General features: G+C 60.8%; 15 protein-coding genes. 13 read left to right on the top strand and 2 right to left on the bottom strand.

The window, feature by feature from the left end:
• Positions 1–166 precede the first annotated feature (166 nt).
• A complete protein-coding gene (locus VJ923_RS01675) occupies positions 167–1,711 on the top strand; it encodes an MFS transporter (protein WP_326437869.1) in 1,545 nt (514 codons plus the stop codon).
• 60 nt (positions 1,712–1,771) lie between these two features.
• Positions 1,772–3,364, top strand: a complete 1,593-nt coding sequence (locus tag VJ923_RS01670) for an ABC-F family ATP-binding cassette domain-containing protein (RefSeq protein ID WP_326437867.1) — start codon at positions 1,772–1,774, stop codon at positions 3,362–3,364.
• Positions 3,365–3,391: 27 nt separating this feature from the next.
• Here the strand turns inward: VJ923_RS01670 and VJ923_RS01665 are convergent, their stop codons facing one another.
• A complete protein-coding gene (locus VJ923_RS01665) occupies positions 3,392–4,858 on the bottom strand; it encodes a response regulator transcription factor (RefSeq protein WP_326437865.1) in 1,467 nt (488 codons plus the stop codon).
• A gap of 266 nt (positions 4,859–5,124) precedes the next feature.
• Here VJ923_RS01665 and VJ923_RS01660 point away from each other — a divergent pair, with 266 nt between their 5' ends.
• The 7 genes from VJ923_RS01660 (at position 5,125) to VJ923_RS01630 (ending at position 15,209) form a co-directional block, all read left to right on the top strand.
• Positions 5,125–6,876: an FAD-dependent oxidoreductase gene (locus VJ923_RS01660; RefSeq protein WP_326437863.1), complete on the top strand. Its 1,752-nt coding sequence runs from the start codon at positions 5,125–5,127 to the stop codon at positions 6,874–6,876.
• Between the two features lie 295 nt (positions 6,877–7,171).
• A complete protein-coding gene (locus tag VJ923_RS01655; protein WP_326437861.1) occupies positions 7,172–8,824 on the top strand; it encodes an FAD-dependent oxidoreductase in 1,653 nt (550 codons plus the stop codon).
• A gap of 106 nt (positions 8,825–8,930) precedes the next feature.
• The gene (locus VJ923_RS01650) at positions 8,931–9,836 is read left to right on the top strand and encodes a LysR family transcriptional regulator (protein ID WP_326437859.1); all 906 of its coding nucleotides are present in this window, start codon (positions 8,931–8,933) and stop codon (positions 9,834–9,836) included.
• A gap of 209 nt (positions 9,837–10,045) precedes the next feature.
• Positions 10,046–10,984: a LysR family transcriptional regulator gene (locus VJ923_RS01645; protein ID WP_326437857.1), complete on the top strand. Its 939-nt coding sequence runs from the start codon at positions 10,046–10,048 to the stop codon at positions 10,982–10,984.
• Positions 10,985–11,116: 132 nt separating this feature from the next.
• A complete protein-coding gene (locus VJ923_RS01640) occupies positions 11,117–13,795 on the top strand; it encodes a molybdopterin-dependent oxidoreductase (RefSeq protein ID WP_326437856.1) in 2,679 nt (892 codons plus the stop codon).
• Positions 13,796–13,799: 4 nt separating this feature from the next.
• Positions 13,800–14,618 carry a 4Fe-4S dicluster domain-containing protein gene (locus VJ923_RS01635; RefSeq protein WP_326437854.1) on the top strand — a complete coding sequence of 273 codons (819 nt, stop codon included), beginning with the start codon at positions 13,800–13,802 and terminating at the stop codon, positions 14,616–14,618.
• Positions 14,619–14,702: 84 nt separating this feature from the next.
• Positions 14,703–15,209: a hypothetical protein gene (locus VJ923_RS01630; protein ID WP_326437852.1), complete on the top strand. Its 507-nt coding sequence runs from the start codon at positions 14,703–14,705 to the stop codon at positions 15,207–15,209.
• Between the two features lie 465 nt (positions 15,210–15,674).
• Here the strand turns inward: VJ923_RS01630 and VJ923_RS01625 are convergent, their stop codons facing one another.
• Complete coding sequence (locus VJ923_RS01625) at positions 15,675–16,667, bottom strand: hypothetical protein (RefSeq protein WP_326437850.1); 993 nt, start codon at positions 16,665–16,667, stop codon at positions 15,675–15,677.
• Positions 16,668–17,193: 526 nt separating this feature from the next.
• Here VJ923_RS01625 and VJ923_RS01620 point away from each other — a divergent pair.
• The 4 genes from VJ923_RS01620 to VJ923_RS01605 all read left to right on the top strand — a co-directional run bounded on the left by VJ923_RS01620 (position 17,194) and on the right by VJ923_RS01605 (position 23,300).
• Positions 17,194–17,613, top strand: coding sequence for a peptide deformylase (locus tag VJ923_RS01620; RefSeq protein ID WP_326437848.1), 420 nt, complete (start codon positions 17,194–17,196; stop codon positions 17,611–17,613).
• Complete coding sequence (locus tag VJ923_RS01615; RefSeq protein WP_326437846.1) at positions 17,606–19,729, top strand: HelD family protein; 2,124 nt, start codon at positions 17,606–17,608, stop codon at positions 19,727–19,729. Before VJ923_RS01620 ends, VJ923_RS01615 begins: the two co-directional genes overlap by 8 nt.
• A gap of 291 nt (positions 19,730–20,020) precedes the next feature.
• The gene (locus VJ923_RS01610) at positions 20,021–21,805 is read left to right on the top strand and encodes an ABC transporter ATP-binding protein (protein ID WP_326437844.1); all 1,785 of its coding nucleotides are present in this window, start codon (positions 20,021–20,023) and stop codon (positions 21,803–21,805) included.
• Between the two features lie 178 nt (positions 21,806–21,983).
• Positions 21,984–23,300 carry an ATP-binding protein gene (locus VJ923_RS01605; protein ID WP_326437842.1) on the top strand — a complete coding sequence of 439 codons (1,317 nt, stop codon included), beginning with the start codon at positions 21,984–21,986 and terminating at the stop codon, positions 23,298–23,300.
• The last annotated feature ends 23 nt before the right edge of the window (positions 23,301–23,323 follow it).

The following is a 23,323-nucleotide window of genomic DNA, read 5'->3' as shown; positions in this document are numbered from 1 at the left end:
GACTTTGCCTGAAGGTCGAATAAACTAGGTATGTCATCGGAGGACTGGTCATCGTAATGGCACGGGCGGCGAGCCGCTTCAGTCGATTGGAAGATGCCGAGTGAGCTCGGAGCCTGCAGGTTAGGGCGAACGGGATTTCGGCCCATCGACGAAAAAAGGATGCACCATGTCCGACACCATCCAGATTCCCCCTCATATTTCAGCGAAGCGGCGCTGGGCCTCTTTGGCTGTTCTGCTGTTTGCCCAGCTCGTCGTCTCTATGGATATGACCATCCTGAACATCGCGCTGCCCCATATGGTGGCGGAGATTCAGCCAACATCGGATCAGCAGCTGTGGATCATCGACGCCTACTCTTTGGTGCTGGCAGGCTTGCTTGTGCCTTCGAGCTCTCTTTCGGACCGGTTGGGCCGGAAGAAGACCTTCCTTCTAGGCGCAGCGATCTTCGGTGTCGCTTCGGCGCTCATCATGTTCGCTTCTTCGGCCGGCGCCGTCATCGCCATTCGCGCAGTGCTGGGCATCGGCGGCGCCTTTATCATGCCGACGACGATATCTATGATCCGCTCGGTATTCACTGACTCGAAAGAGAGGGCTACGGCCCTGGCGGCCTGGTCGGCTCTGGGAAGTCTTGGCATGGTGCTAGGACCGCTTATCGGAGGCTTTCTTCTCGAGCATTTCAGCTGGCATGCGGCATTTCTCGTCAATGTCCCGCTCATGGGTCTTGTCGTGTTTGTCGGTCTGCTCATTCTTCCTGAAATCAAAGTGAGGCGAGCCGGTGCGTGGGATGCGCCGGCAGCCTTGCTGGCGCTTTTGGCCATGGTGCTCATGATGTGGGGCATCAAGCATCTGGCCGCAGAGCTTTCGTTTTTCAACTCCGAGGGCCTTGCCGCTCTGGTTGCGGGCATCGGCCTTATGGTGCTTTTCGTTGTGCGGTGCCTGCATTCTGAGACGCCGTTGCTCGACTTAAGGTTGTTTTCGCTTAGGCCGTTTCGCGGGGGCGTGATCACGGCCCTCTGCTCCATGTTTGGTATGGCGGCCCAGCTGTTTCTGCTGTCGCAATGGCTGCAACTGGTGAATGGCTCGGGGCCTCTCGAATCCGGCATGTTGCTCATCCCCCAGGCGGTGGCAAGCATCGTGGCCGGCATGGCGGCTCCTGCGTTGGCGATGCGCTTGGGGGCCAAGCCGGTCTTGCTGGGTGGTCTGGGAATAGGCGCGGTGGGAATGCTCATGCTGCTGCCCTTTATCGATGACCTCACCCTTGCCCCTATTATCGTCTCCACGGTTCTCGCGGGCTTATGCACGGGCTCCCTTTCAGTGGGCTCTGCCGTCATCATGTGCGCTACGCCGCGCGAGAAGGCCTCGAGCGCGGCAGCGTGCGAGGAAGTTGCCTACGATATGGGCAATGTCCTGGGTGTTGCCGTCATTGGATCGGTGGCCTCCATCGTGTATGTGCTGGGGCTTGACCCGGCTGCACTTGCGGCCTCGGGGCTTGACGCTGCCTCTATCTCGGCAGCGGGCGAGTCGTTCCCGGCTGCCGTGGCTATCGCCCAGCAGGCTGGTGCGACAGAACTGCTCGCCGAGGCTGTCCGGGCTTTCGATCACTCTGTCGTCGTGGCTTCGGCCATAGGTGGCATCGCCATCGCGCTGGCCTGTGTAGCCATTGCGCGCCTCATTCCGAACGGCCTTTCCATTACCGAAGAGATAGAAGGGTAAGGAGGACCCATCGGTCGTAGGTAGGAGCCCGGCATTGTCTGCCCAGCCGAAGGGGGTTTTATGAAAATCAGCATAAGTCATGCCACGGTGTCTCATGGGATGGACATCGTGCTTTCCGATGTATCGTTCGCTGTGAAGGGGAACGAAAAGATAGCTGTGGTTGGACGCAACGGCTGCGGGAAGACGACGCTGCTCAATCTCATTGCCGGAAGCGAGACGGCGGAGCCTGCAGGGGCGGTATCGCGTCGCAGCGGGCTTACCGTTGGCTTTCTGCGGCAAGTGACCTTTGGCGACGACAGCGTTACCTTGGAAGACGAGGTGAAGAAGGCCTTTCCCGCCATCAACGAGCTGCGCGAGCGCATCGACCGCCTGCAGGCGCGCATGGAGTCCGACCCGGATGAGAGGGTCATCCAGAAGTACGTGGATGCCCTTGAACTGTTCGCCCATCAAGGGGGCTACGAGTATGAGGCGGATTACGAGTCGGTGCTTCGCCACCTCGGGTTCACGCGCGATGATGAGAAGCGGCCCCTTTCGTCTTTTTCCGGCGGACAGCGCACCCGCATCGCCTTCGCCCAGGTACTGCTGAATAAGCCCGACGTGTTGCTGCTCGATGAGCCGACCAACCATTTGGATATTCCCACGATACAGTGGCTCGAGAGCTATCTAAAGTCGTACGAGAGCGCTGTGGTCGTGGTCTCTCACGATCGGGAGTTTCTCGACAACGTGGCCGAGGTCGTCTACGAGATCGAGTACGGGCGCATGGAACGCTACGTGGGCAACTACACCGTCTTTGTGGCGGAGAAGGAGCGCACCTGGGATAAGCGCCAGCGAGCCTACGAGGCCCAGCAGGAAGAGATCGCCCGCCTTGAGCAGACGATCGAGTCATTCAAAGGGCATCCCACCAAGGCGGCCATGGCCCGGGCCAAACGCAGCCAGCTCGATCGCATGGTGAGGCTCGAGCCCCCGCGCAAGTACGATCTGAAAACCTTCAACCCCATCTTCGAGCCGGCGCGGCGGGGATTCACCGAGGCGCTTCGCGCCCGCGATCTGGCGCTCGGGCGCCAGGGAGGCGAACTGGCCCGGTTGAGCTTCTCTATTGAGCGCGGGCGCAAAGTGGGCGTCATAGGCCCGAACGGCTGTGGGAAATCGACGCTTTTGGAAACACTTGCGGGGCGAGTAGCCCCCCTGGGGGGCAGCTTCGCTTTCGGCGGCAATACCGATTTGGCATATTTCGAGCAGCTAATCGCTGCGCCCTCGGGCGACCAGACGGTGTTGGAGAGCTTTTGGGGCGAGTTCCCCGGACTTACCAACAACGAGGCACGGGGAGCCCTCGGCTCGTTTCTCTTGGGCGGTGACGACGTTAACAAAGCGGTCTCGCGCCTGTCAGGCGGCGAGCGGGCGCGTCTCGAGCTGTGCCGCATGATGGCTCGCCGTCCGAACTTCCTTTTGCTGGACGAGCCGACCAACCATATGGACATCCCAGGCAAAGAGGCACTGGCTAACGTGCTGCAGAGCTATGCGGGCACCGTGTTGTTCGTTTCCCATGACCGCGCGTTCCTTCGTGCCGTGGCCGACGCGCTCATCGTGTTCGACCCTGTTGAGGGGGCCTACTACTTCCCCTACGGCTACGACGAGTACGCCGAGGTCTCCTGAGCGACCTCGGGGTTCGGCTGCATAGTCTTACGCCTCATGGGACTGGGCGAGGGTGAGAAGCTCTTGCTTGGAATGGACGCCGCACTTTGTGTAAATGCGCGAGACGTGGGTGCGCACGGTGTTGGGGCTTAAGCACAGCTCCTCGGCGATGAAGGTGGCCGATCGCCCTCGCGTGAGCAATTCCAAAACATCGGTCTCGCGGGCCGTGAGGCCGCAGTCGGCGGCGACGGCCTCGGCAGTGGCGCGGATGTCGGAGGTAGGAGAAGACACGGGCTCGGTAGGGGAGAGCTCTGCAGCGCTTTGCTCTTGAAGAGGTGTCATTTGCTTGAGACCCAGGGGCTGTCCCCAGAAAAAGCGATCCATATTCTTCTCGGTGGCAAGCCAAACGACTGCGATAACGACGAGGCAGCAAAGGGCGAGTCCGAGAATCGTCACGGTGCCGAACAGGGGCGAAAGCCCTGTTTCCGCAAGGCCTAAAAGGGATCCTGCGGCAACGGATACCTCGTAGGCGAACAAGTAGCCCACCACGACGCGCTCGGCTTTGAAGGCGGCGTAGGAAGCGAAGTCAACCAGGGCCACAAGGGGGATGAACATGAGCAGATTGAGGGCCACCAGCGATACATCCCATGACACCATGATGGCGCCGGCGCCCATGAACACGACGAAGGCGAGGATGGCCGCCGTACCGACCGTCTTCGCCGCTACGGCGTAGACAAGGTCGTGAATGCCGAAGAGCAGCACGCAGATGATGACGGCGGCAATCGATTGCGTCACAACCCAGCCCGTGACTCCGCCAAAAGGACCGCTTCCCACGAAACTGAAAGAAGGGTCGACGGAAAGAGGGGAGAGCGCCGTGCAGCCGACAGTGAGGATGATAAAGGCTGCAGCTACGGGAACGAGGGCCGAAGAGGCGATGGACACGCGAACGGTGATCGGGGGTGTGTCGGCCGTGCATCGGCGGCTGAGTACCCACAGCAGCGCTGCCAAGGGACCGAGAGTGATGACGAGTACATCGGCGGAGGCCGGCAGCAACATGGGAAGCAGCATAGCGAGGAAGCGCGAGAGGAACGCTCCGAAAACGATGAGCTTTATGGTGCTGAGGGAGAAGTGCGCCATGCGAAGGAGGATGACGGGCTTGAGGAGCGCCGGACCGACGGCGGCGAGAAGAAACCCGGCGAAGGCGAGGGCAAAGGGCTGCGGCATGCCGTAGGCGCTCGTTGCCGCCGAGATTGCCCCTGCGGTCATGCAGAGGCCCGATGCAAGGGACAGGGGCAGGGGCTTTGCACGTCCGATGATGCGGGGGGCAACGAGCAGAGGAAGAAAAGCTGCGGCCTGGATGAGGCAGTACAAGGGGTACATGACCGAGGAGAGGGCGGTTTCGGCGAGCATGAGCCCTGAGCAAATCATCTCTTCGTAGATGAAGAGACACCCAAGCGATGCTCCGACGAAGACATGCTCTTTCCATGGCTTGAACGAAGTGTTCAACTCTGGCACGGCGGTCCCTCCCCCTATTGACTTGCAGCTTGTTTCATCATACCGCAAACAACTCCGCAGCAACGTTTTTTTAGTAGGCGTTTACCGGGCATTTCTCAAAGATACATCGTTTTGCATGATGGAAAAATACGTCGTTTTGGGGCTTGGTCATATTGCGATTGGACGGCAAAGTTCTCGATGTCCGAACTGAGAGGACGCCGCCGGCGACCATAGGAGAAAAGGGGATTGCCTGCGGAGAAAACGACCACTCTATACGAGGAGGGAACATGTCCAACAAGACCGAACTGACCCGACGCAGCTTCCTGACGGGAGCCGGCGTCATTGCTGCCTCCGTGGGCGCTGCGAGCCTTGCCGGCTGCGCACCTCAGGCGCAGGAGTCGCTGAGCGAGACCGGTGGCAATGCGGATGGTGCGACCGCTGCCGTGGCAGACGGGACGCCCACATGGCTCGGCGCTGAGCCCGAGGTTGATGAAAGCGCACTCGTCGAGACCGTCGATTGCGACGTGCTCGTGGTAGGTGCTGGCACCGCCGGCTGCTTCGCCGTGTGCTCGGCCGCCGAGGAGGGCGCCAAGACGGTGCTCATCGAGAAGTACGCCGAGGGCGCTTCCAGCGGCATCCGCGACGACATCGGTGCTGTGGGCACCAAGATCCAGGCCGAGGTGAACTCGACCCTGGATGTGGAGCTTTTGGCCCGCTGCTTCCAGCACACTTCCGGCTTCCGCCAGAACCAGCGCGTGGCCAACGTGTGGTTCAACGAGTCCGGCGAGACTTACGACTGGTATGCCGATCGCGTCGAGGAGGCTGGCTTCAAAGCGAACATCCGCCAGGCGAAGCCGTCTGACGACGATCAGTACACCCCCTACGGCATCCCGTCCTTCGACACCTGCCATTATGTTCAGTGGAAGGAAGGCGTGACGCCGCTCGAGAACGTGGGTCCCTCGAACAACCGTGGTTGCGAGACGCTTATTAACTACGCTCGCGGCCTTGGCGCTGACTGCCGTTTCGAGACCACGATGACCAAGCTTATCAAGGAAGGCGACCGCGTGGTGGGTGCTTACGCTGAGGCCACCGACGGCCCCATCCGCATCAACGCCGCCAAGGGCGTTATTCTCTGCACGGGCGGCTATTCCATGAACCCGGATATGATGTCCGCACTGCAGCCCGAGATTGTGCGCGTGGCTCCTGCCATCAAAGAGTCTATGCCCGGCGCCACCGGCGACGGCATCAAGGCGGGCCTGTGGGCCGGCGGCGTGCTCGATTTGGCCCATGCCTGCAGCTGCGCGCCGGAGCAGATCATTCCCGAGGGCGTGGCCTACGAAGATATCGATCCCATGGCTCTCGGCTTCTCCATGTGCGGCATGCTGCCCTTCCTGCGCGTGAACACCGAGGGCAAGCGCTTCTGCAACGAGGACGACCTGTTCGACTCCACGAGCCACGAGCTGGCTTACCAGAAGGATCCGTACTTCATCACGCTGTACGACAGCAACTGGGCCGACTACGCTCAGAAGTTCAACGTGTACCACGCCTACCGCTTCACGCCCTACGACAACGGTGCGCTGCAGCTGTTCGGCGACACGGAGTTCGTGCAGGCCTCCATTGACGAGATGGTGGAGTCTGGCACGGTCATCAAGGCCGACACCCTTGACGAGTTGGCTGAGCGCCTCGACATCCCGGCCGACACCTTCAAGGCCGAAGTTGCTCGTTACAACGAGCTGGTGGCTGCGGGCAAGGACACCGACTTCTATAAGCCGGCGTTCCGCCTGACGCCCTTCGACACTCCGCCGTTCTACGCCGAGCGCAACCTCCAGGACGTGTACCACACCATGGACGGTCTCATCATCGACGAGGACATGCGCGTGCTCGACGAGGTCAACGAGCCCATCGAGGGCCTCTACGCCGCTGGTGACGTGTCCAGCTGCTTCCTCGGCGCCACCTACCTGGGTGTTGCCGCCGGCATCGCCTCGGGCCGTTCCATCACCTTCGGTCGCCATGCCGGCCGCGTGGCCGCCCAATCCTAGGCTCTTCAGCATCTGACGGATTCACCCCTCCCCCTCCCTCTCCGTCAGATTGAGAGACAAGGTGCCCCTGTTTTCTGCACGACAGGGGCACCTTTTGTTTTATGGGGCTTTGCCTGCTCTCTTATGCCCCGCGGCAAAAGATGTAGTTACGGCCGATAGAGCTTCTTACATTAAGGGCTGAGCCTTAAGCTATCTTCCAAACCATGTAATTCCGTAACGGGGTGATGCTGGCTATGATGAGCGAAGAGCAACGAAAGAGTTGCCCGTTAAGCAAAGGTATTAGGAGGGTGGCGGAATGATCGGCAACAATCAGGTATCCCGTCGTACGTTTATGAAAACTGCTTCAGCTGGCATGCTTGGTCTGGCCGCTTTGGGCATGACCGCGGGTTGTGCGCCGAAGGGCCAGGACATGGCCGACACCAACGGCGCTGCCGGCAGCGGAGCGCCGGAGTCGTGGGACGGCGAGTACGACTTCGTGGTGGTGGGCTCTGGTACGGCCATGATCGGCGCGCTGACCGCCGCGTCCCAGGGCGCGAAGGTGGCCATCGTGGAGAAGGGCTCGCAGCTGGGCGGCACGACGCGCCTTTCTGGTGCCGGCGCCCGGGTGCCCAAGAACCAGAAGCAGGTGGCCATGGGTCTCGGCGAGGACCTCTCCGACGAGGAGATCATGGGCTACATGGAGGCTTGCGACGTGTACAACGGCTCGACCCGCGAGACTAAACAGGACTATTTGGATCACGCCGCCGCCGTGTTCGAGTGGTGCGAGGAGAACCTCGGCATGGTGCTGGACTCCGGTCCGGTGGGCGACTACACGTCCCTTCCCGGATCGAAGCGCGCCGGTCGCTCCATCTCGCCGGTGGATGCCAACGGCGAGATGATCGTAGGCGAGCAACTGTTCGGCGACATCCTCATCCCGCAGGTGGAGCAGAACGGCATCGTCACCTATCTCGACACCGAGGCCACGGAGCTCGTTCTGGGCGAAGGCGGCGCGGTGATTGGCGTGAAGGCAAAGGACGGCTCGTCCGACTTGTTCCTGAAGGCCGAGAAGGGCGTGCTTCTGGGCGCCGGCGGCTTCGAGCACAACGACGCTATGCGCGAGGCCTTCATGAGCGTGCCGCTGTACGGCTCCCTCGGCGTGGCGGAGAACACCGGCGACGGCCACCGCATGGGCGTGGCCGCCGGCGCCGCTCTGGCCAATATGGAATCTTACTGGGGCTGCCCCTTCTACGTGCTCGGTGACGGCACCGAGATGGTGGAGACGGCCACCGACTGGGGCGACTACGCCGGCCTTCCCGGGGCCATCATGGTGAACGCCGCCGGGAAACGCTTCACCGACGAGAGCTCTGGCTATCCCTGGATGGGCATGTCCTTCGGCGCCTTCGACGCGAAGACCTGCTCGGTGCCGAACCTGCCGGCCTACCTTGTATTCGATACCAATCATGTGGCCTCTTTCGGCTGGCCGGCCAACGAGGAGAGCCAGCCGGAGTGGCTTGGCGAGTACGCTACGCTGGAGGAGCTGGCCGCCGGCTGCGGTATCGACGCCGCCGGCCTTGCCGCTGAGGTGGAGCGCTACAACCGCTTCTGCGACACCGGCGTCGACGAGGACTTCGACCGCGGTAAGAGCAATTATACCTCGCTGCTGGAGTTCTCTCTGACCGAGACACCCGAGATGCCGAACATCTGGCTTGCCAAGATCGCCACGGCGCCGTTCTACGCCGTGCGCATCGGCCCCGGCACCATCGGTACCTGCGGCGGCCTTAATGTGAACGCCGATTCCCAGGTGCTCGATTACGAGGGCAGCCCCATCGAAGGTCTGTACAGCTGCGGCAACAACGCTGCCAACATCTTTGGCTCGGCCTATCCGGGGGCGACGGCCACCACGGGTCAGGGCTACTACCGCGGTTTCAAGGCGGCCAACCACGCGCTGAACTTGGGACTGCTCGGATAGAGACGTGAAGTTTTCTACTAAAAGTAGGTTAGACTAAGCGGAGCGGTCGGGAGGTTTCCGGCCGCTCTGCACGTTCGCGCCTGAGGGCGCGGGGAAGGGGAGGGTCGTGAACGACCAGCAGCTGAAAAGCTTCATCGTCGCCGCGGAGGAGGGTAGCCTGTCGAAGGCGGCTGCGCGCTCCTACGTCTCAGTGCCCTCGTTCTCCCAGCGCATCCAAACGCTCGAGCGCGAGCTGGGCTTCGCCCTGTTCGCGCGAAGCGCCCAGGGCGTGACGCTCACCCCGGCTGGCGAGTCGTTTTTGCAGACCGCGCGTACCGTTGTGAGCGTGTATGAGGACGGCTTGGCGCGCGCCGTATCGCTGGCCCGCAACCGCGTGCGCGTGGGGCATCTGTCCAACGAGCCGTTCCCCTCGTTCTTCCCGGGACTCATCAACTATTTCGCCCGCAGCTTCCCCGATATCGAGGTGGTGTTCCGCTTCGCTGCGGAGTCCACTTGGGTGGAAGGGGTGCGCGACGGCCTGTCCGATGTGTGCTTCGCGACGCCGCCGAGCGACGATGCGACCTTCGAGAACCTGCGCTTCATCCACCTGTTCGACGATCCGGTGTACCTGTGCGTGTCGCCGGCGAGTCCCGTGGCCGACTGCACGGAGGTGGGGCATGGGGCGCTCGACGGCGCGACGGTCTACATCCAGCCGGACTACCGAGGGCTGCCCTCCTTCGAGGCTCTGTTCGCCCTGGCCGAGGAGGGGGCGACGGTAGTGGAGGCCGAGTTCAGCAAGGAGCTCATCATGCGCGTGGTCATGGAGGGCCACGGCGTCATTCCGCTGCCGGGCCAGTACTTCGCTAGCTGCTGTCCGCCGCTTGTGCCCGTGCGCCTAAGCGGCGATACCATCGACCAGGGAGTGATCTACCGCGCCGACGCGTCACAGCCCGTGCTCGATTTCGTCGCTTGCGCCGAGAGGTATTTCCAAGAGGAGGGGAGCGCGCTCCTCGCCACGGGCTGGGCTCGCTGAGGCCCCATCTACATCGTTACCGCATATACGCGCCCTGCGCCACAGAGCAGGGCCTTGCGACCGCGGTCTCCGTCGCCTTCCAAAACCGCCTTGTGACGATTGGATAAGCGTTCTATACGGGTGCGCACAGTGGTATGATTGGACAATCTCGAGAAACGGCAGGTGCGGTGAGCGTTTGATCGCTGCGAGCCCGAGGGGGTATCGGCGCAATGGATCTATTCGAGATGAGGCAATTTCTTGCGGTAGCCGAAGGGGGCACCATGACCGCTGCCGCCAAGGAGCTTTTTGTCTCTCAGCCGACGTTGAGCCATAACTTGAAGAAAATTGAGGCAGAGCTTGGTTGTCAGCTCTTTGATCGTTCCCACAATCGGATGCAGCTTACGGCTTGCGGCGAAATTGTGCGCGACTCGACCCTTCGCTTTTTCGAGGAATACGACCGCATGCTTGAGGAGATTCGTCAGCAGCAATCGAGAGAGGCGGCTTCCCTTCGGTTGGGGTGCTTCGCCTATGGCACGGGGTCGCTTCTGGTTCCCATGCTCGCGGCAACGATGCCGGAGGCGACGTTTGCGGTACGATGCTGCAGTGAGAGCGATCTTCTTCGGGGCCTTGCAAGTGGCGAGTTCGATGCAGTCATAGCGAGCAGCGAGCTTCGTCGCCCGGGATATGGCTGGCAAAAGCTTTATAACGAGCAGGCATTCGTGTCGGTCCCTTGCAAGAGTGAGCTTTCGGGCCGTGAGTCGCTTTCGGGTGCAGACCTCGTTCCTTATAGATATGTGATAAATGACGATGTGGGGTTCGGCGGCTGGTACAAGCGCATTCTCGATCAGGCTGGCGTTCCGGAAGAATCTGTTGTCGCCATCCCCTTTCGGGGATATCTCCAGTCGAAGGACCTTATGCCCGAGTTCAGCCTCATCACCTCATTCGTTATGAACTACATGCGGACGAGTGATATTCGTGCCGTCATTCCCCTCGATGAACCCTATGCACGAAGGGACATCGGCCTTCTTACGCCGAAAAGCCCCCACAACCAGGTGAAAGAGCTTCTGCGAAGGGCAAGGGATATGGCTCCGTTCATTCTCTCGGGAAATGCGAGTGCCTCGTTCTCACTCTATCAGAACGGAGAGGCGAACTTCACCATTACGGCTTGATGCGTAAGGGCGCTAGCTGGTCTGATTAATCATATTGATAGGCCTATCAATATTTGAAGGGGACGCTTTGGTGCCCGAGGGACCTATCTTTTTCTCATCGGCAAACGAAAAGGAGAGAAAGGTAGGGTGACCATGTCGAAGACTGCAGACAAGACCGTCTACATGACCACGGGTTTGCTGGGCTTTGGCGAGGGGTCGAATACGGCGGCCATCGATTTGCTCGATGGCGAGATCGTGCGTGTTCGCCCCCTCGATCTGACCGACAAGTATGCGGAGGAGGACCTGCATACCTGGAAGTTGGAAGTACGCGGCCACAGCATCGATCCGGGAACGAAGACGACGCTTCCGCCTCATGCCCTGGGCTATAAGAAGCGCGCTTACTCGAAGAATCGCGTTCCCTATCCGCTCAAACGCGTCGACTTCGACCCAGAAGGGGAGCGCAATCCGCAGAACCGCGGCATTAGCGGCTACGAGCGCATCAGCTGGGATGAGGCGACCGACATCATCGCCAAGGAGATCCAGCGCTGTATCGACGAATATGGCCCGTCGTCGGTGTTCATTCAGGGTGACGGTCACGGCGAGTCAAAGCTTCTGGGCGGCGGCCACGGGTGTTCGACGCGTCTGATGGATTTGCTGGGCGGTTACACGGTGCAGTCCCGCCAACCCGACAGCTGGGAAGGCTGGTACTGGGGAGCCAAGCACATGTGGGGCATGGACCCCATCGGTCAGCAGTCGCTCCAGCAGAATCTGTTCCGCGACATTTCGGAAAATTGCGAGCTCGCCCTGTTCTGGGGATGCGATCCAGAAACGACGCCGTGGGGTTGGGGCGGACAGACTCCTTCGCGCATTTGCTACTTCTGGAGCGAGATTGGCATCAAATCCGTCTATATTTGCCCCGACCTCAACTACGCGGCGGCCGTTCACGCCGACAAGTGGATTCCTGTGCTCCCCAACACCGATGCGGCCTTGCAGCTCGCCATCGCCTACACCTGGCTCAAAGAGGGCACTTATGATCAGGAGTACCTCGATTCGCACGCGGTCGGGTTCGAGAACTTTTCTTACTATGTGCTCGGCGGTGAGGACGGCGTTCCCAAGACGCCGAAGTGGGCGGAGCAAAAGTGCGGCGTTCCGTCGCGCCAGATTAAGGCACTTGCTCGTTACTGGGCGAAGAAACGCACTTCCATTATCCACTGCAATGGCGGCGGTTTCATTCGTTCGGTCTTCGCCCATGAGCCCGCCCGTCTTGAGGTGGCCTTGCTCGCCATGCAGGGCGTGGGCAAGCCCGGTCGCAACATGTTCAAGCTCATCGAGTGGGGCCTGTTCGGCATGAATACGCTCAACCCCATGCCGCGTTCCGAGTGGGGCACCTACCTTGGCAAGGCTTTCACGGGCCATGTGCAAGGATCGGGCCTTCGCTGGTTTGTGCCGCAGACGCTTGTGCCGGATGCCATTACGCTTCCAGAAGGGGAGAAGCTCTCTTGGTACGGCCATGTGCTGTGTGCCTTGCCGCGCGAAGACCAGTTCAACAAGTTCGAATACCCGGCTGCTGATGCGTCGCGCATCCATATGTTCTGGACTGACAGTCCCTGTTGGTCGACCTGCTGGAACGGCGGCAATCGTATGCAGGACGCCCTGCGCGATTCCTCAATCGAGTTCATGCTGGCCCAGCATCAGTGGATGGAGAATGACACGCTATTCGCCGATATCATTTTGCCCATTTCAACGAAGCTCGAGCAGGATGATATCTCTAAGTCGAGCCAAGGCGGCATCAATGACATCGTAGTGAACGAGGAACAGGCCATAGCTCCTGTGGGTGAGTCGAAGAGCGATATTGAGGCCGTTCTCGCCATCGCCGCCAAGCTCGGACTGGAAGAGAAGCTCATGGAGACGCTCTGCTATGCCGAAGATGAGGATTACCGCCAGGATGATGGCCGCACAGGTGACGAGAAGATGGCTTTTGACGATCCTCATCCCTTTGGTGAGCCTTCGCTGCAGACCTTGAAGAAAATCGCCTACAGTGTCGGTGGTCTCGACCATCGTCTGGATTACGACGAGTTCTTGGAAAAGGGCTATCTCCCCATTCCCTTCGCGGACGACTGGTACGACGATCCCATCGGCATGACGTCTTTCGTCGAAGACCCTGAGGGCAATCCTCTCACAACGCCTACCGGCAAGATTGAGTTCTATGCAACGGGTATTGCCGATCATTGGCCGGGCGATGAGGAGCGTCCGCCAGTTCCCCACTGGATCGAGGAATCCGAAGCCCATCACGAGCGCCTCACCAATGAGCGCGGAAAGGACTACCCCTTCCTGCTCGTGTCGAACCATCCGCGTTTCCGTGTGCATGCTCAGCTCGACGATGTAAGTTGGCTCCGTGAGATTGACATGTGCAAGATTGAAGGCCCCGATGGCTACCTTTACGAGCCGGTGTGGATGAACCCCCTCGATGCTCGCGCTCGCGGCCTCAAGGACGGCGATATCGTCAGCCTCTACAACGAGCGCGGCCGTGTGCTGGGCGCCTTGAAGGTAACCGAGCGTATTATGCCTGGTGCTCTCAGTCAGGATCATGGCGCTCGTGTCGACGCCATCGTAACGGGCACGGGCGGTCTTGATCGAGGCGGTGCAAATAACCTTATCTGCCCCGGGGCAACTACATCGAAGAATGCACCTGGAGAAGTAACCAACGGCTTTTTGGTGAACATCGAGAAGGTCGACGTCCTGGAGCTGGCTAAGCAATATCCCGACCAGTTCAATCGCGATTACGATCCCGCAGAGGGTCTGGTCGCATCGGCGCGAATCGTGAAGGAGTAGAGAAATGGGCAAGGTTTTCGTTATCGACCCTGCGAAGTGCAACGGATGTCACAACTGCCAAATTGCCTGCAAGGACGAGCACTGCGATCGAGCATGGCCTCCCTATGCGGCGGCGGAGCCCGATACGGGTCAGTTCTGGATGAAGGTTGAGGAGCATGTTCGCGGCAGTGTGCCCAAAGTCATGATTTCCTACGTGGCCAAGCCGTGTATGCATTGCGAGGACGCCCCCTGCATGAAGGCGGCGCAGGACGGTGCCGTGTATCGTCGTGAGGACGGGCTCGTTATTGTCGATCCCGAGAAATCAAAGGGGCAGCGGGCCATCGTGGACGCGTGCCCTTACGGCGCGGTCTATTGGAACGACGCGCTGGAAATTCCCCAGAAGTGTACTGGGTGCGCCCACCTGCTCGACGATGGCTGGAGTGTTCCCCGCTGCGTAGACATGTGTGCCACCGGAGCGCTGCGATTTGGTGACGAAGAAGATTTCGCGGAGGAAATCGCCCAGGCGGAATATTATCCGTGCGATTCAGATTGCGCCCCTCGTGTGTACTATCTGAACTACCCCAAGCGCTTCGTAGCGGGTGAGGTGTACGACCTGGAGGCCGATGAGGTCGTCATCGGAGCTGCCGTTACCTTGACCGATGAGGAAGGTACCGAGATGGGCGCCGTTGATACTGATGATTTTGGCGACTTCTGGTTCAAGCAGATTCCCGCCAAGCGCTACATGGTAACCATTGAGGCCGAGGGCTACCTGCCTCGGACCGTCGCCGCCGATGCGAGCGGCGAGGATGTCAATATCGGTGCTATCGAATTGTTCAAACTGTAAAGCTTGCGGTCAGCGTGTCGGTTGGGCGGGAAATCGTTCTGACCCAGCCGACTGACTGCGCAAAACTACTCATGAGGGAGTACTATGAAAGCGAAGGCCTTTGCGTTCAATGCCATTTACAACGTTATCTTCTCGGCGGTGATGAGCGCCGTCGTTACCTTGGCCTCGGCCTCAGTGGGCGGATTCCCCATCCTGCCCGAGAGCTTCGCCGTCGATTTCGGCATCGGGTTCTGCATTGCCTGGGTTATCGGCATGGTGTTTCCCATCCGGAAGATGGGCGAGACCTTTGCCCATGCCGTGGGAGCCTCGTCGCGAGTCGGCGTCTCCTTGCTTTCGGCGCTCATTTGCGGAACATTCTTCTTCTGTATCTTGAATTTTGTTATGACCGCTATTCATTCGGGCTTCGGGACTTTTATGGGCGATACCGGAATGCCAATCTCGTTTATGAACCGCTACATGGATGGCCTGCTGACGAAGTGGCTCTACACGATTTTTACCGTTGTGATGACCATGCCGCTGGCGTTTATGGTCGCGCACAAGGTCACGGGCTTTCCGCCTCACGCTGACCAAGAGAAGGACTTGGTTGTGTAGGGTTTCGTGACGAGAAGCATCTGCCCCGTCATTTAATGCTCCGTTAGGTTACGATTGAAAGGATATGTTATGTGTTTCAGACCACCCGTTGTTGATGCTGGCCCGATGAAATGTCCGCAATGCGGCGGTGAAGTACCCGCCGATGCCGATGCCTGCCCCCATTGCGGAGCAAAGGAAAAGCCTGCACCATCGTCAGCTCCCACTATTCCTGAGGCGCCTTCCATTCCTGCGGTGCCCAAGATTCCTGCGGTGCCGAAAGCTCCTGGGGCGCCCAAACAATAGGCACAAACGTTAAGAAAAGACCAATACGGGGAGTCACGCCTGAGTGTGGGTGCGACTCCCTTGTTTTTCTGCGTTACCTGCCACCTGCCTCGCGAAACCTTCCAAGGGTTCATTGCCAATCGGGGCGTTTCCGCGGCGGTTTCCGTCGCCTTCCAAAACCGCCTTGTGACGATTGGCTAAAGCCTACAGTTCCAGTGCGTAGACGCGGCCGGCGCCGCAGAGCTTACCGAAGATGTACTTGTTGGAGGCCGATTCGTCGCTCGTGTAGACGCGGCCTTCGTGGGACTCGATGCCCTCCTGCATGGGCGGGCCGGTCACCTCTTCGGCGAGATTGCGGGAATCCAGGCAGTACAGCGGCACCTCATCGCCGGCATTGGTGGTGAAGGTGCCATCGGGGGCGGCAAGGTTCACGTCGTAGACGAGCAAATGCGACGGCGCGAGGCCGAACGAGGTGGAGAGCACCACCTTCCCCTCGGGCGTAAGACACGTACCCTGCACCATGCCGGGGATGGAAAATGCATTGTCGGGCACGGTGGCGAAGCGACCGGGGTTGGCGGGATCGGCCGCGAAGGCGTACATGATGGCGGGGTTCTCGGTGCCATCGGGCGTCGTGATGTGGTGGTTATCCGGCGTCTCGTAATCGCCCGGGTAGTAGAAGTTGCCCAGCAGCAGCTGCCCCTCTTCGATGTTCATGAAGGCAGGGGAGAAGTCGACCTCCACCTTCTCTGTGGCCTGGACGGTTGCGCCATCTTCCGCGAACAGCAGGCTGTCCATAGGGATGACGAGGTAGCCCTCTTCGCAGGCGAGGTAGGCATACTGCTCGTTGGTGGTGATGGCCGATCCGTGACCGTCGTAGGAGCTGCCGTCGGGTAGGGTAACGTAAAGGGTCTGCACCGTGCCGTCCGCGGTGCGGCGGTACAACGGAGACGGAGAGTGGTCGGCCATGTATCCGCTGAACAGCCACGAATCGTCGGCTTCCACGTGGTCGAGGTCCTGGGGAACGAAGCCGGTGCTGATGCCGGGAATGTCGAAGGGCGATTCCGCGCGTTCGAAGAACGGCGCGAAGGTAGAGCGGATGTAAATGTTCAAGCCCAGCACGGCAATGAGCGCGAGACCCACGATAACGCCCGCAACGATGCCTACTATCTTCAGCGCTCGATGACTTCCTGCTGCCATGGCGACCTCCTTGTGTTTCGGTGATTGTGCCAGCTCAGATGACGCCAGCATAGCCCACCTCTTCGCACGTAAGCGGTCTGCCCGCGCGGCTGTCATCGCATTGTTTGGCCGGAAACGCGCCCGTTTCCGCATCCGCGGGGGCGACGCGGGGGAATGTGGGCGGGAACGCACCCGTTTCCGCATCCGCGGAGGCGAAACAGGGGAATGTGGGCGGAAGCGCGCCCGTTCCCGCCCGGACGGGGGCAACGAGGGGACATGGTGCCGGAAACGCGTGCGTTCCCGCCCAGACGAGGGCGATAAGGGGCCCCGGTGCCGGAAGCGGCGCCGTTTCCGGCAATGCTGACGAAAAGCGGCGGCTTCTATGCGGGAGCGGGCTCGTTTTCGACCTCAACTGCCGGCCTGCGAACACTCTTGCGCGAAACTGGGCGAGCTTTCGGCTTCGGGGGCGCGGTAGTGTATACTCTTTAGTCGCATTTTTCCATGAGCGCGACGGCACGGGCCGGCGCGAAACCCCAAAGGAGCCCCTGTGATCAAGGAGATTATCACCGACGAGGAAATCCTGTCGAAGCCCTGCGAGCCGGCGACGGCCGAAGACGCGGCCATTGCCGACGATTTGGTGGAGACGCTGCTCGCCAGCGACGAGGCGGTGTGTTTGGCCGCCAACCAGATCGGCGAGACGAAGTGCATCGTCGCCTATCTGAACGAGGCCGGCAAGCCGGTGGTCATGTACAACCCGAAGATTTCCCAGAAGCTTAAGCCCTACACGGCGGTGGAGGCGTGCCTCTCCCGCGAGGAGCCCACGGGCGTTATGCGCTACGACTGGATTCGCGTGGCCTACGACCGCCTGCAGGATGGCAAGCTCGTGCCGGCGAAGAAGAAGCTCGAGGGCAACTCCGCCCAGGCCGTCCAGCACATGATCGACCATTGCGAGGGCATCCTTGTCTAGGGAGAACGCCGATGCTGTCTTCGCGGCGGAACAGGCCCATCTGAGCGAGACCTACGGCAAGCTGGAGAAGATCGGGCGCGATGCGCTGGCCGCCATGGAGGCGGTGGCCGCCCAGGCCGCCGAGGATAAGAAAAACATGGCCGACGAGCTGGCTGTGAACTTCGCCACCTGGGATGACATCCTGGAAACCCATGCCGACATCGTGGCCATGAACAACATCATCGAGGCCCACGATATGGCCAACTCCGTGCAGGCCGAGCGCCTGCGCGCGGTGGAGGTGTTGCTGCGCGAGCCCTACTTCGCGAAAATCGTGCTCCAGTTCAAGGAGGGCCAGCCGGCCAAGGAACTCTATATCGGTTCAGCGGGCGTGTCCGATGAGAACTACCGCCGATTGGTGGTGGACTGGCGCAGCCCCGTGGCCGAGGTGTACTACAACCAGACCATGGGCCCCACCTCCTACGTGGCCGACGGGCGCACCATTCACGTGGATTTGCAGCTGCGCCGCCAGTTCGAAATCGAGGAAGACCGCCTCATCACCTACTTCGACTCCGATGTGGCTATCGAGGACAAGCTGCTGCTCGCCTCACTCGCCCGCGGACGGTCGGCCCACATGCAGGCCATCACGGCCACCATCCAGCGCGAGCAGAACCTGGTGGTGCGCCACGAGGACGTGCCCGTGCTGCAGGTGGCGGGCATCGCCGGTTCGGGCAAGACCTCGGTGCTCATGCAGCGCATTGCGTATCTGTTCTACCAGCACCGCGGCGCCCTGGATCCGACCCAGGTGTATCTCATCTCGCCGAACCCGGTGTTCGGCCGCTACATCGACCGCGTGCTGCCCGACTTAGGCGAGCGCAATCCGGAGATTCTCACCTGGGAAGAGTTCCTCTTGCCGCTTCTGCCCGAGGGCCGCGGCGTGGGCGAGGGTGACGTGCCGCTTTCTCGTTTGCGCGCCATCGATGAGGCTGTGGCCTCCTTCGAGTTCACGCGCAGCGATTTCCGCGACATCGTGAGCGCCGGCGTGCGCCTCATCGGCGGAGACGCGGTTGAGAAGGTGTCGGCGAAGTTCGCGAATCTGCCGGCCGGCCCGCACCGCGCCACGCTTATGGGCGAGGAGCTGACGAACCGCCTGACCGCGCGCTTGAAGTCGCTCGCAGCCCAGGAGAGCACCCATGACGAGATTGCCTCTCTTTCCGTGGACGAGCAGCTGCGCCTGTTCGGCGAGGTTTTCGATCCGCAAAGCGACGAAGAGGCCCGCTCGCTGGCTATGACCTATTTGGAAGAGAAGCACGCCGACGCGCTGGCGGCCATGGCCTCTATGGATTGGCTGAACGTCGATCGCGTGGCGGCTCGCCTGCTCGGCCGCGAGGGCCTGACCTCGGTGGAGTGGGTCTACTTGAAGATGGCGCTCACTGGTTTGGGCAACCCCGAGGCCCGCTACGTCATGATCGACGAGGCCCAGGACTACTCGGAAGGCCAACTGGCCGTGCTCGCCCGCTACTTCCGGCGGGCCCACTTCCTGCTTCTGGGCGACCCGAATCAGGCCATTTTCGAGGGAACGGCCACGTGGGATGAGATGCGCGCGGTGTTCGAGCAGGAGCGCGGCGCGGTGTCCTCGTGCCGCCTCATGACGAGCTATCGCTCCACGCCGGCTATCACCGACCTGTTCGCCCGCCTTCTGCCCGAGGGCGAGGCCATGGAGGTCGCCTCGGTCCAGCGCGAGGCCCCCGCGCCGGAAGTTATTGTGTGCGCCGGCGCCGAGGAGTGGAAGGCGGCTTTGGCCGACGCCGTGCGAGTGGCTCGCGAGGCCGGCGGCCTTACGGCGGTCATCGTGCCGTGGAAAAGCGACGCCAAGCGCCTGGCGAAGACGCTCGGTGATGCGGTATCGGTCACGGTGCTCGGTGAGGGCGACAGCTTGCCCGGGGCCGGCATCGTCGTGGTGCCGCTTGCCCTGGCGAAGGGCCTTGAGTTCGACCGCGTCATCATCCCCGATGCCTCGGCGCGCGCCTTCCCCGAAACCGACCTCGCCCGCCGCCGCCTCTACACCACCCTAAGCCGCGCCACCCGCCACCTCACCATTTTGTCGAATGGCGAGATAACGGAACTGCTGGCGCACTAGGGTTGCCCGGCGGGGGCCAGGGGGCATACCTCCATGCTCAGACAGTCCTCGCTTGGTGGGAATGCCCACTGGGCATTCCCAGTCGCTGCGGAACTGCGCGTGGAGGCACGCCCCCTGTCCCCCGCCTGCTCAACTGCGGCTGAGCGCAGAGGGGCGCGGGGTGGTGCTCACCAAGCGAGTTCCGCAGCGAACGAAACAGGACTAAATGTCCTGTTTCGCCGAGCGAGGACTGTCTGAGCGACTGAGCATTACCCCGCGCCCCGACCGCGAGGAGTTAGGAGAAGAGGAGCTATGGCGAAGAAGCAATCGTTGACGATGCGGAGTTTGCATTACTACTGGCTGGCCACGCGCCGCCATTTGGGTCTGTTCGTGGCGCTCGTCGCCTCCACCATCGGGTTCTGTGGCTTCCTCACCTACGGCAACCCCTACGTGATGAGCCTCATCGTGGACCGCATCAGCGCGGCCCCGGTGGCCTCCGACGAGGTGTTCGCGGTGTTCGGGCCCTACATTGCGGCGCTCATCGGCATCAATCTGGCGGGCCAGACATGTTCCAAGTTACAGGACTACACGCTTTGGAAGCTGCAGATCGCCGTGAACTACGACCTGGCCACCACGGCTTTCGATACGCTGTGCCGCCAGTCGCTGTCGTTTCATTCCAATCGCTTCGGCGGCACGCTTGTGAGCCAGACATCAAAGTTCATGGCCGGCTATACGCAGCTTCTGCAGACGATGAACTTCCCGTTTCTGCCGATTCTTTGCTCCATTACGTTCACCTGTCTCATTCTGTTTCCGGCCGTGCCGATGTACGCGGCGGTGCTCATGGTGCTGCTCGCGGTGTATGCAGTTATCAGTTACCTCATGTACAAGCGCATCCTGCATTTGAATGAGCAGGCGGCTGGCGCCCAAAACCAGCTGTCCGGTGAGCTGTCGGATGCGGTCACGAACATCCTGGCCGTGAAGACCTACGGGCGCGAGGACTACGAGCGAGGGCTGTTCGACGTGGCCAATCGCGAGGTGGTGGCTCGCGACTCCAAGCGCATGCGCGCCTCGCTCACGCGCGGTATTGTGACGGCGGCTATCACGGTGGTCATCATGAGCGTGGTGACGGTGTTCATGTCCGGAGGAAACGCGTGGTTCGGTATCACGCCGGGCACCATCATTCTCATGTTCACCTATACGAACACGGTCACCAACCAGTTCAACTTCATAAACACGGGCTTGCAGCGCATCAACCAGGCCTTGGGCGATGCGAGCGGTCTTACGGCGGTGCTCGACGAGCCGCTGCTTGTGGCGGACAGACCCGATGCGAAGCCGCTGGAGGTGGAGCTGGGCGACATCAACTTCAAGGGCATCAACTTCTGGTACACCGACGGCAACGTGCGCACTCAGGTGTTCAAGGACTTCAATCTGAAGATTCCCGCTGGTCAGCGCGTGGGCTTGGTGGGCATGTCCGGCGCGGGGAAGACGACGCTCACGAAGCTGCTGCTGCGTTTGGCCGACATTCAGGAGGGCGAGATTTTGGTGGATGGCCAGAACGTGGCCGATATCACCCAGCAGAGCCTGCGCCGACAGATTGCCTATGTGCCCCAGGAAGCGCTGCTGTTCCATCGCTCCATCGCCGAGAACATTGCCTACGGACGACCCGATGCCACTATGGGTGAGATTCGCGAAGCGGCTCGGGCAGCCAATGCGCTCGAGTTCATTGAGGCGCTGCCTCAGGGTTTCGATACCATCACCGGTGAGCGCGGTATCAAGCTGTCGGGCGGTCAGCGCCAGCGCATCGCCATCGCCCGGGCGATGCTTGCCGACTGTCCCATCCTCGTGCTGGATGAGGCCACGAGCGCGCTCGATTCGGAAAGCGAGGCGGCGGTGCAGGAGGCTTTGGGCCGGCTCATGGAGGGCCGCACGGCCATCGTGGTGGCGCACCGCCTGTCCACGGTGGCGAGTCTCGATCGCATCGTCGTGCTCTCCCACGGCAAGATCGAGGAGGACGGCCCCCATGCCGAGCTGGTCGCCAAGGGCGGCGAGTACGCCCGCCTCTGGAACCGCCAAACCGGCGCGTACATGGAGGACTAGGGAGTATCGCTGCTGCGGATTTCCTTAAGGCGCTCGGCTAGCTCGGCTCCGAACTTTCCCACTTTGTGGGTGAAGTTCGGAGCCAAAAATTGAAAAAAGCCACAATAAGCGGTAATATGGCTCCGAACTTTCCCACTTTGTGGGTGAAGTTCGGAGCCATATAATTTGGAGGTGAGCCATGGCCGTCATCGAACGTCCCCGCTATTTGGAGAAGCTCATTGCAAAACAACATAATGGCCGCGTGAAAATCATCACCGGTATTCGCCGTTGCGGGAAGTCCTTCCTCTTGTCGAATCTGTACCGAGCTCACCTTTTGGCAAACGGCGTGAGAAACGATCGGATTATCGACATTGCCCTCGACCGCAAGGAGTTCGAGGATCTGCGCAACCCCGAGAAGCTGTACCAGTACATAGTGGAGCGTGCTACCTCTCCGGATACGCACTATGTGTTCATTGATGAAATCCAGCTGAGTTATCGAGTGAAGCGCCCCGGTGTGGATGAGAGCCTGGTTCCCAAGGAGGATCGCGACCTTCTCTACACGACCTTCTACGATGTGCTCAACGACCTTATTGCGCGAGACAATTTGGACGTGTATGTAACGGGCAGCAACTCTCGCATGCTTTCGTCCGATATCGTGACCAACTTTCGCGATCGCGGCAGCGAAATCCGCATGTGGCCGTTGAGCTTTGCGGAGTATTGCAACTACAGCGGGCTTGAGAAAGCCGACGCTTGGAGCCGCTATCTGGTATATGGCGGAATGCCTGTCGCAGTGCTTGAATCTGACGACCGAGAGCGCGAGGTCTACCTGAAAGGACTGTTCAATACGGTCTACCGGGCGGATATCGTCGAGCGCTTCGATATCGAGAATGTCGAAGCGCTCGATCAGCTGGTTAAGGAGCTCGCTTCTGCTGTGGGCTCGCTCACCAACCCAGCTAAGCTGGCGAATACTATGAATTCAGTGGCCCGAGCGGGTGTTTCCGACAAAACCGTCAAGCGCTATCTGGATGCTCTCGAGGACGCCTTCGTCTTCTCGAAGGCCGAACGCTACGACGTCAAAGGCAAGCGCTACTTCGATTACCCTATGAAGTTCTACGCCACCGACGCAGGGCTGCGCAATGCTCTTCTTAATTTCCGGCAAATCGAGGAAACGCACCTCATGGAAAACATCATCTTCAACGAGCTTGCCATGCGCGGCTATTCGGTCGATGTGGGTGCTGTACGCGTTGTGGAAACGAAGGACGGGAAGCGCACTGACGCAATGCGCGAGATCGACTTCGTGGTGAACCGCGGTCACGAGAGGGCGTATATCCAGTCGGCCTTCCGTCTGGATGGCGAGGCGAAGAAACAACAGGAAATCACTCCGCTTCTGAAGAGCGACGACTTCTTCAGGAAATACGTGATAGTAGGCGGTTCGCAGCAGCCGTGGACCGATGAGCGGGGCATAACCTACATGGGCGTCATCCCGTTTCTGCTGCAACCGGAGCTGCTTCAATAGGATCGGGCCCGCACGGGAGGGGG

Origin of the sequence: Adlercreutzia shanghongiae, from assembly GCF_035830635.1 — a bacterium.
Classification (GTDB): domain Bacteria; phylum Actinomycetota; class Coriobacteriia; order Coriobacteriales; family Eggerthellaceae; genus Adlercreutzia; species Adlercreutzia shanghongiae.
Note: the sequence above shows the minus strand (reverse complement) of the source record. Positions and strands in the feature narration are given on the sequence as shown.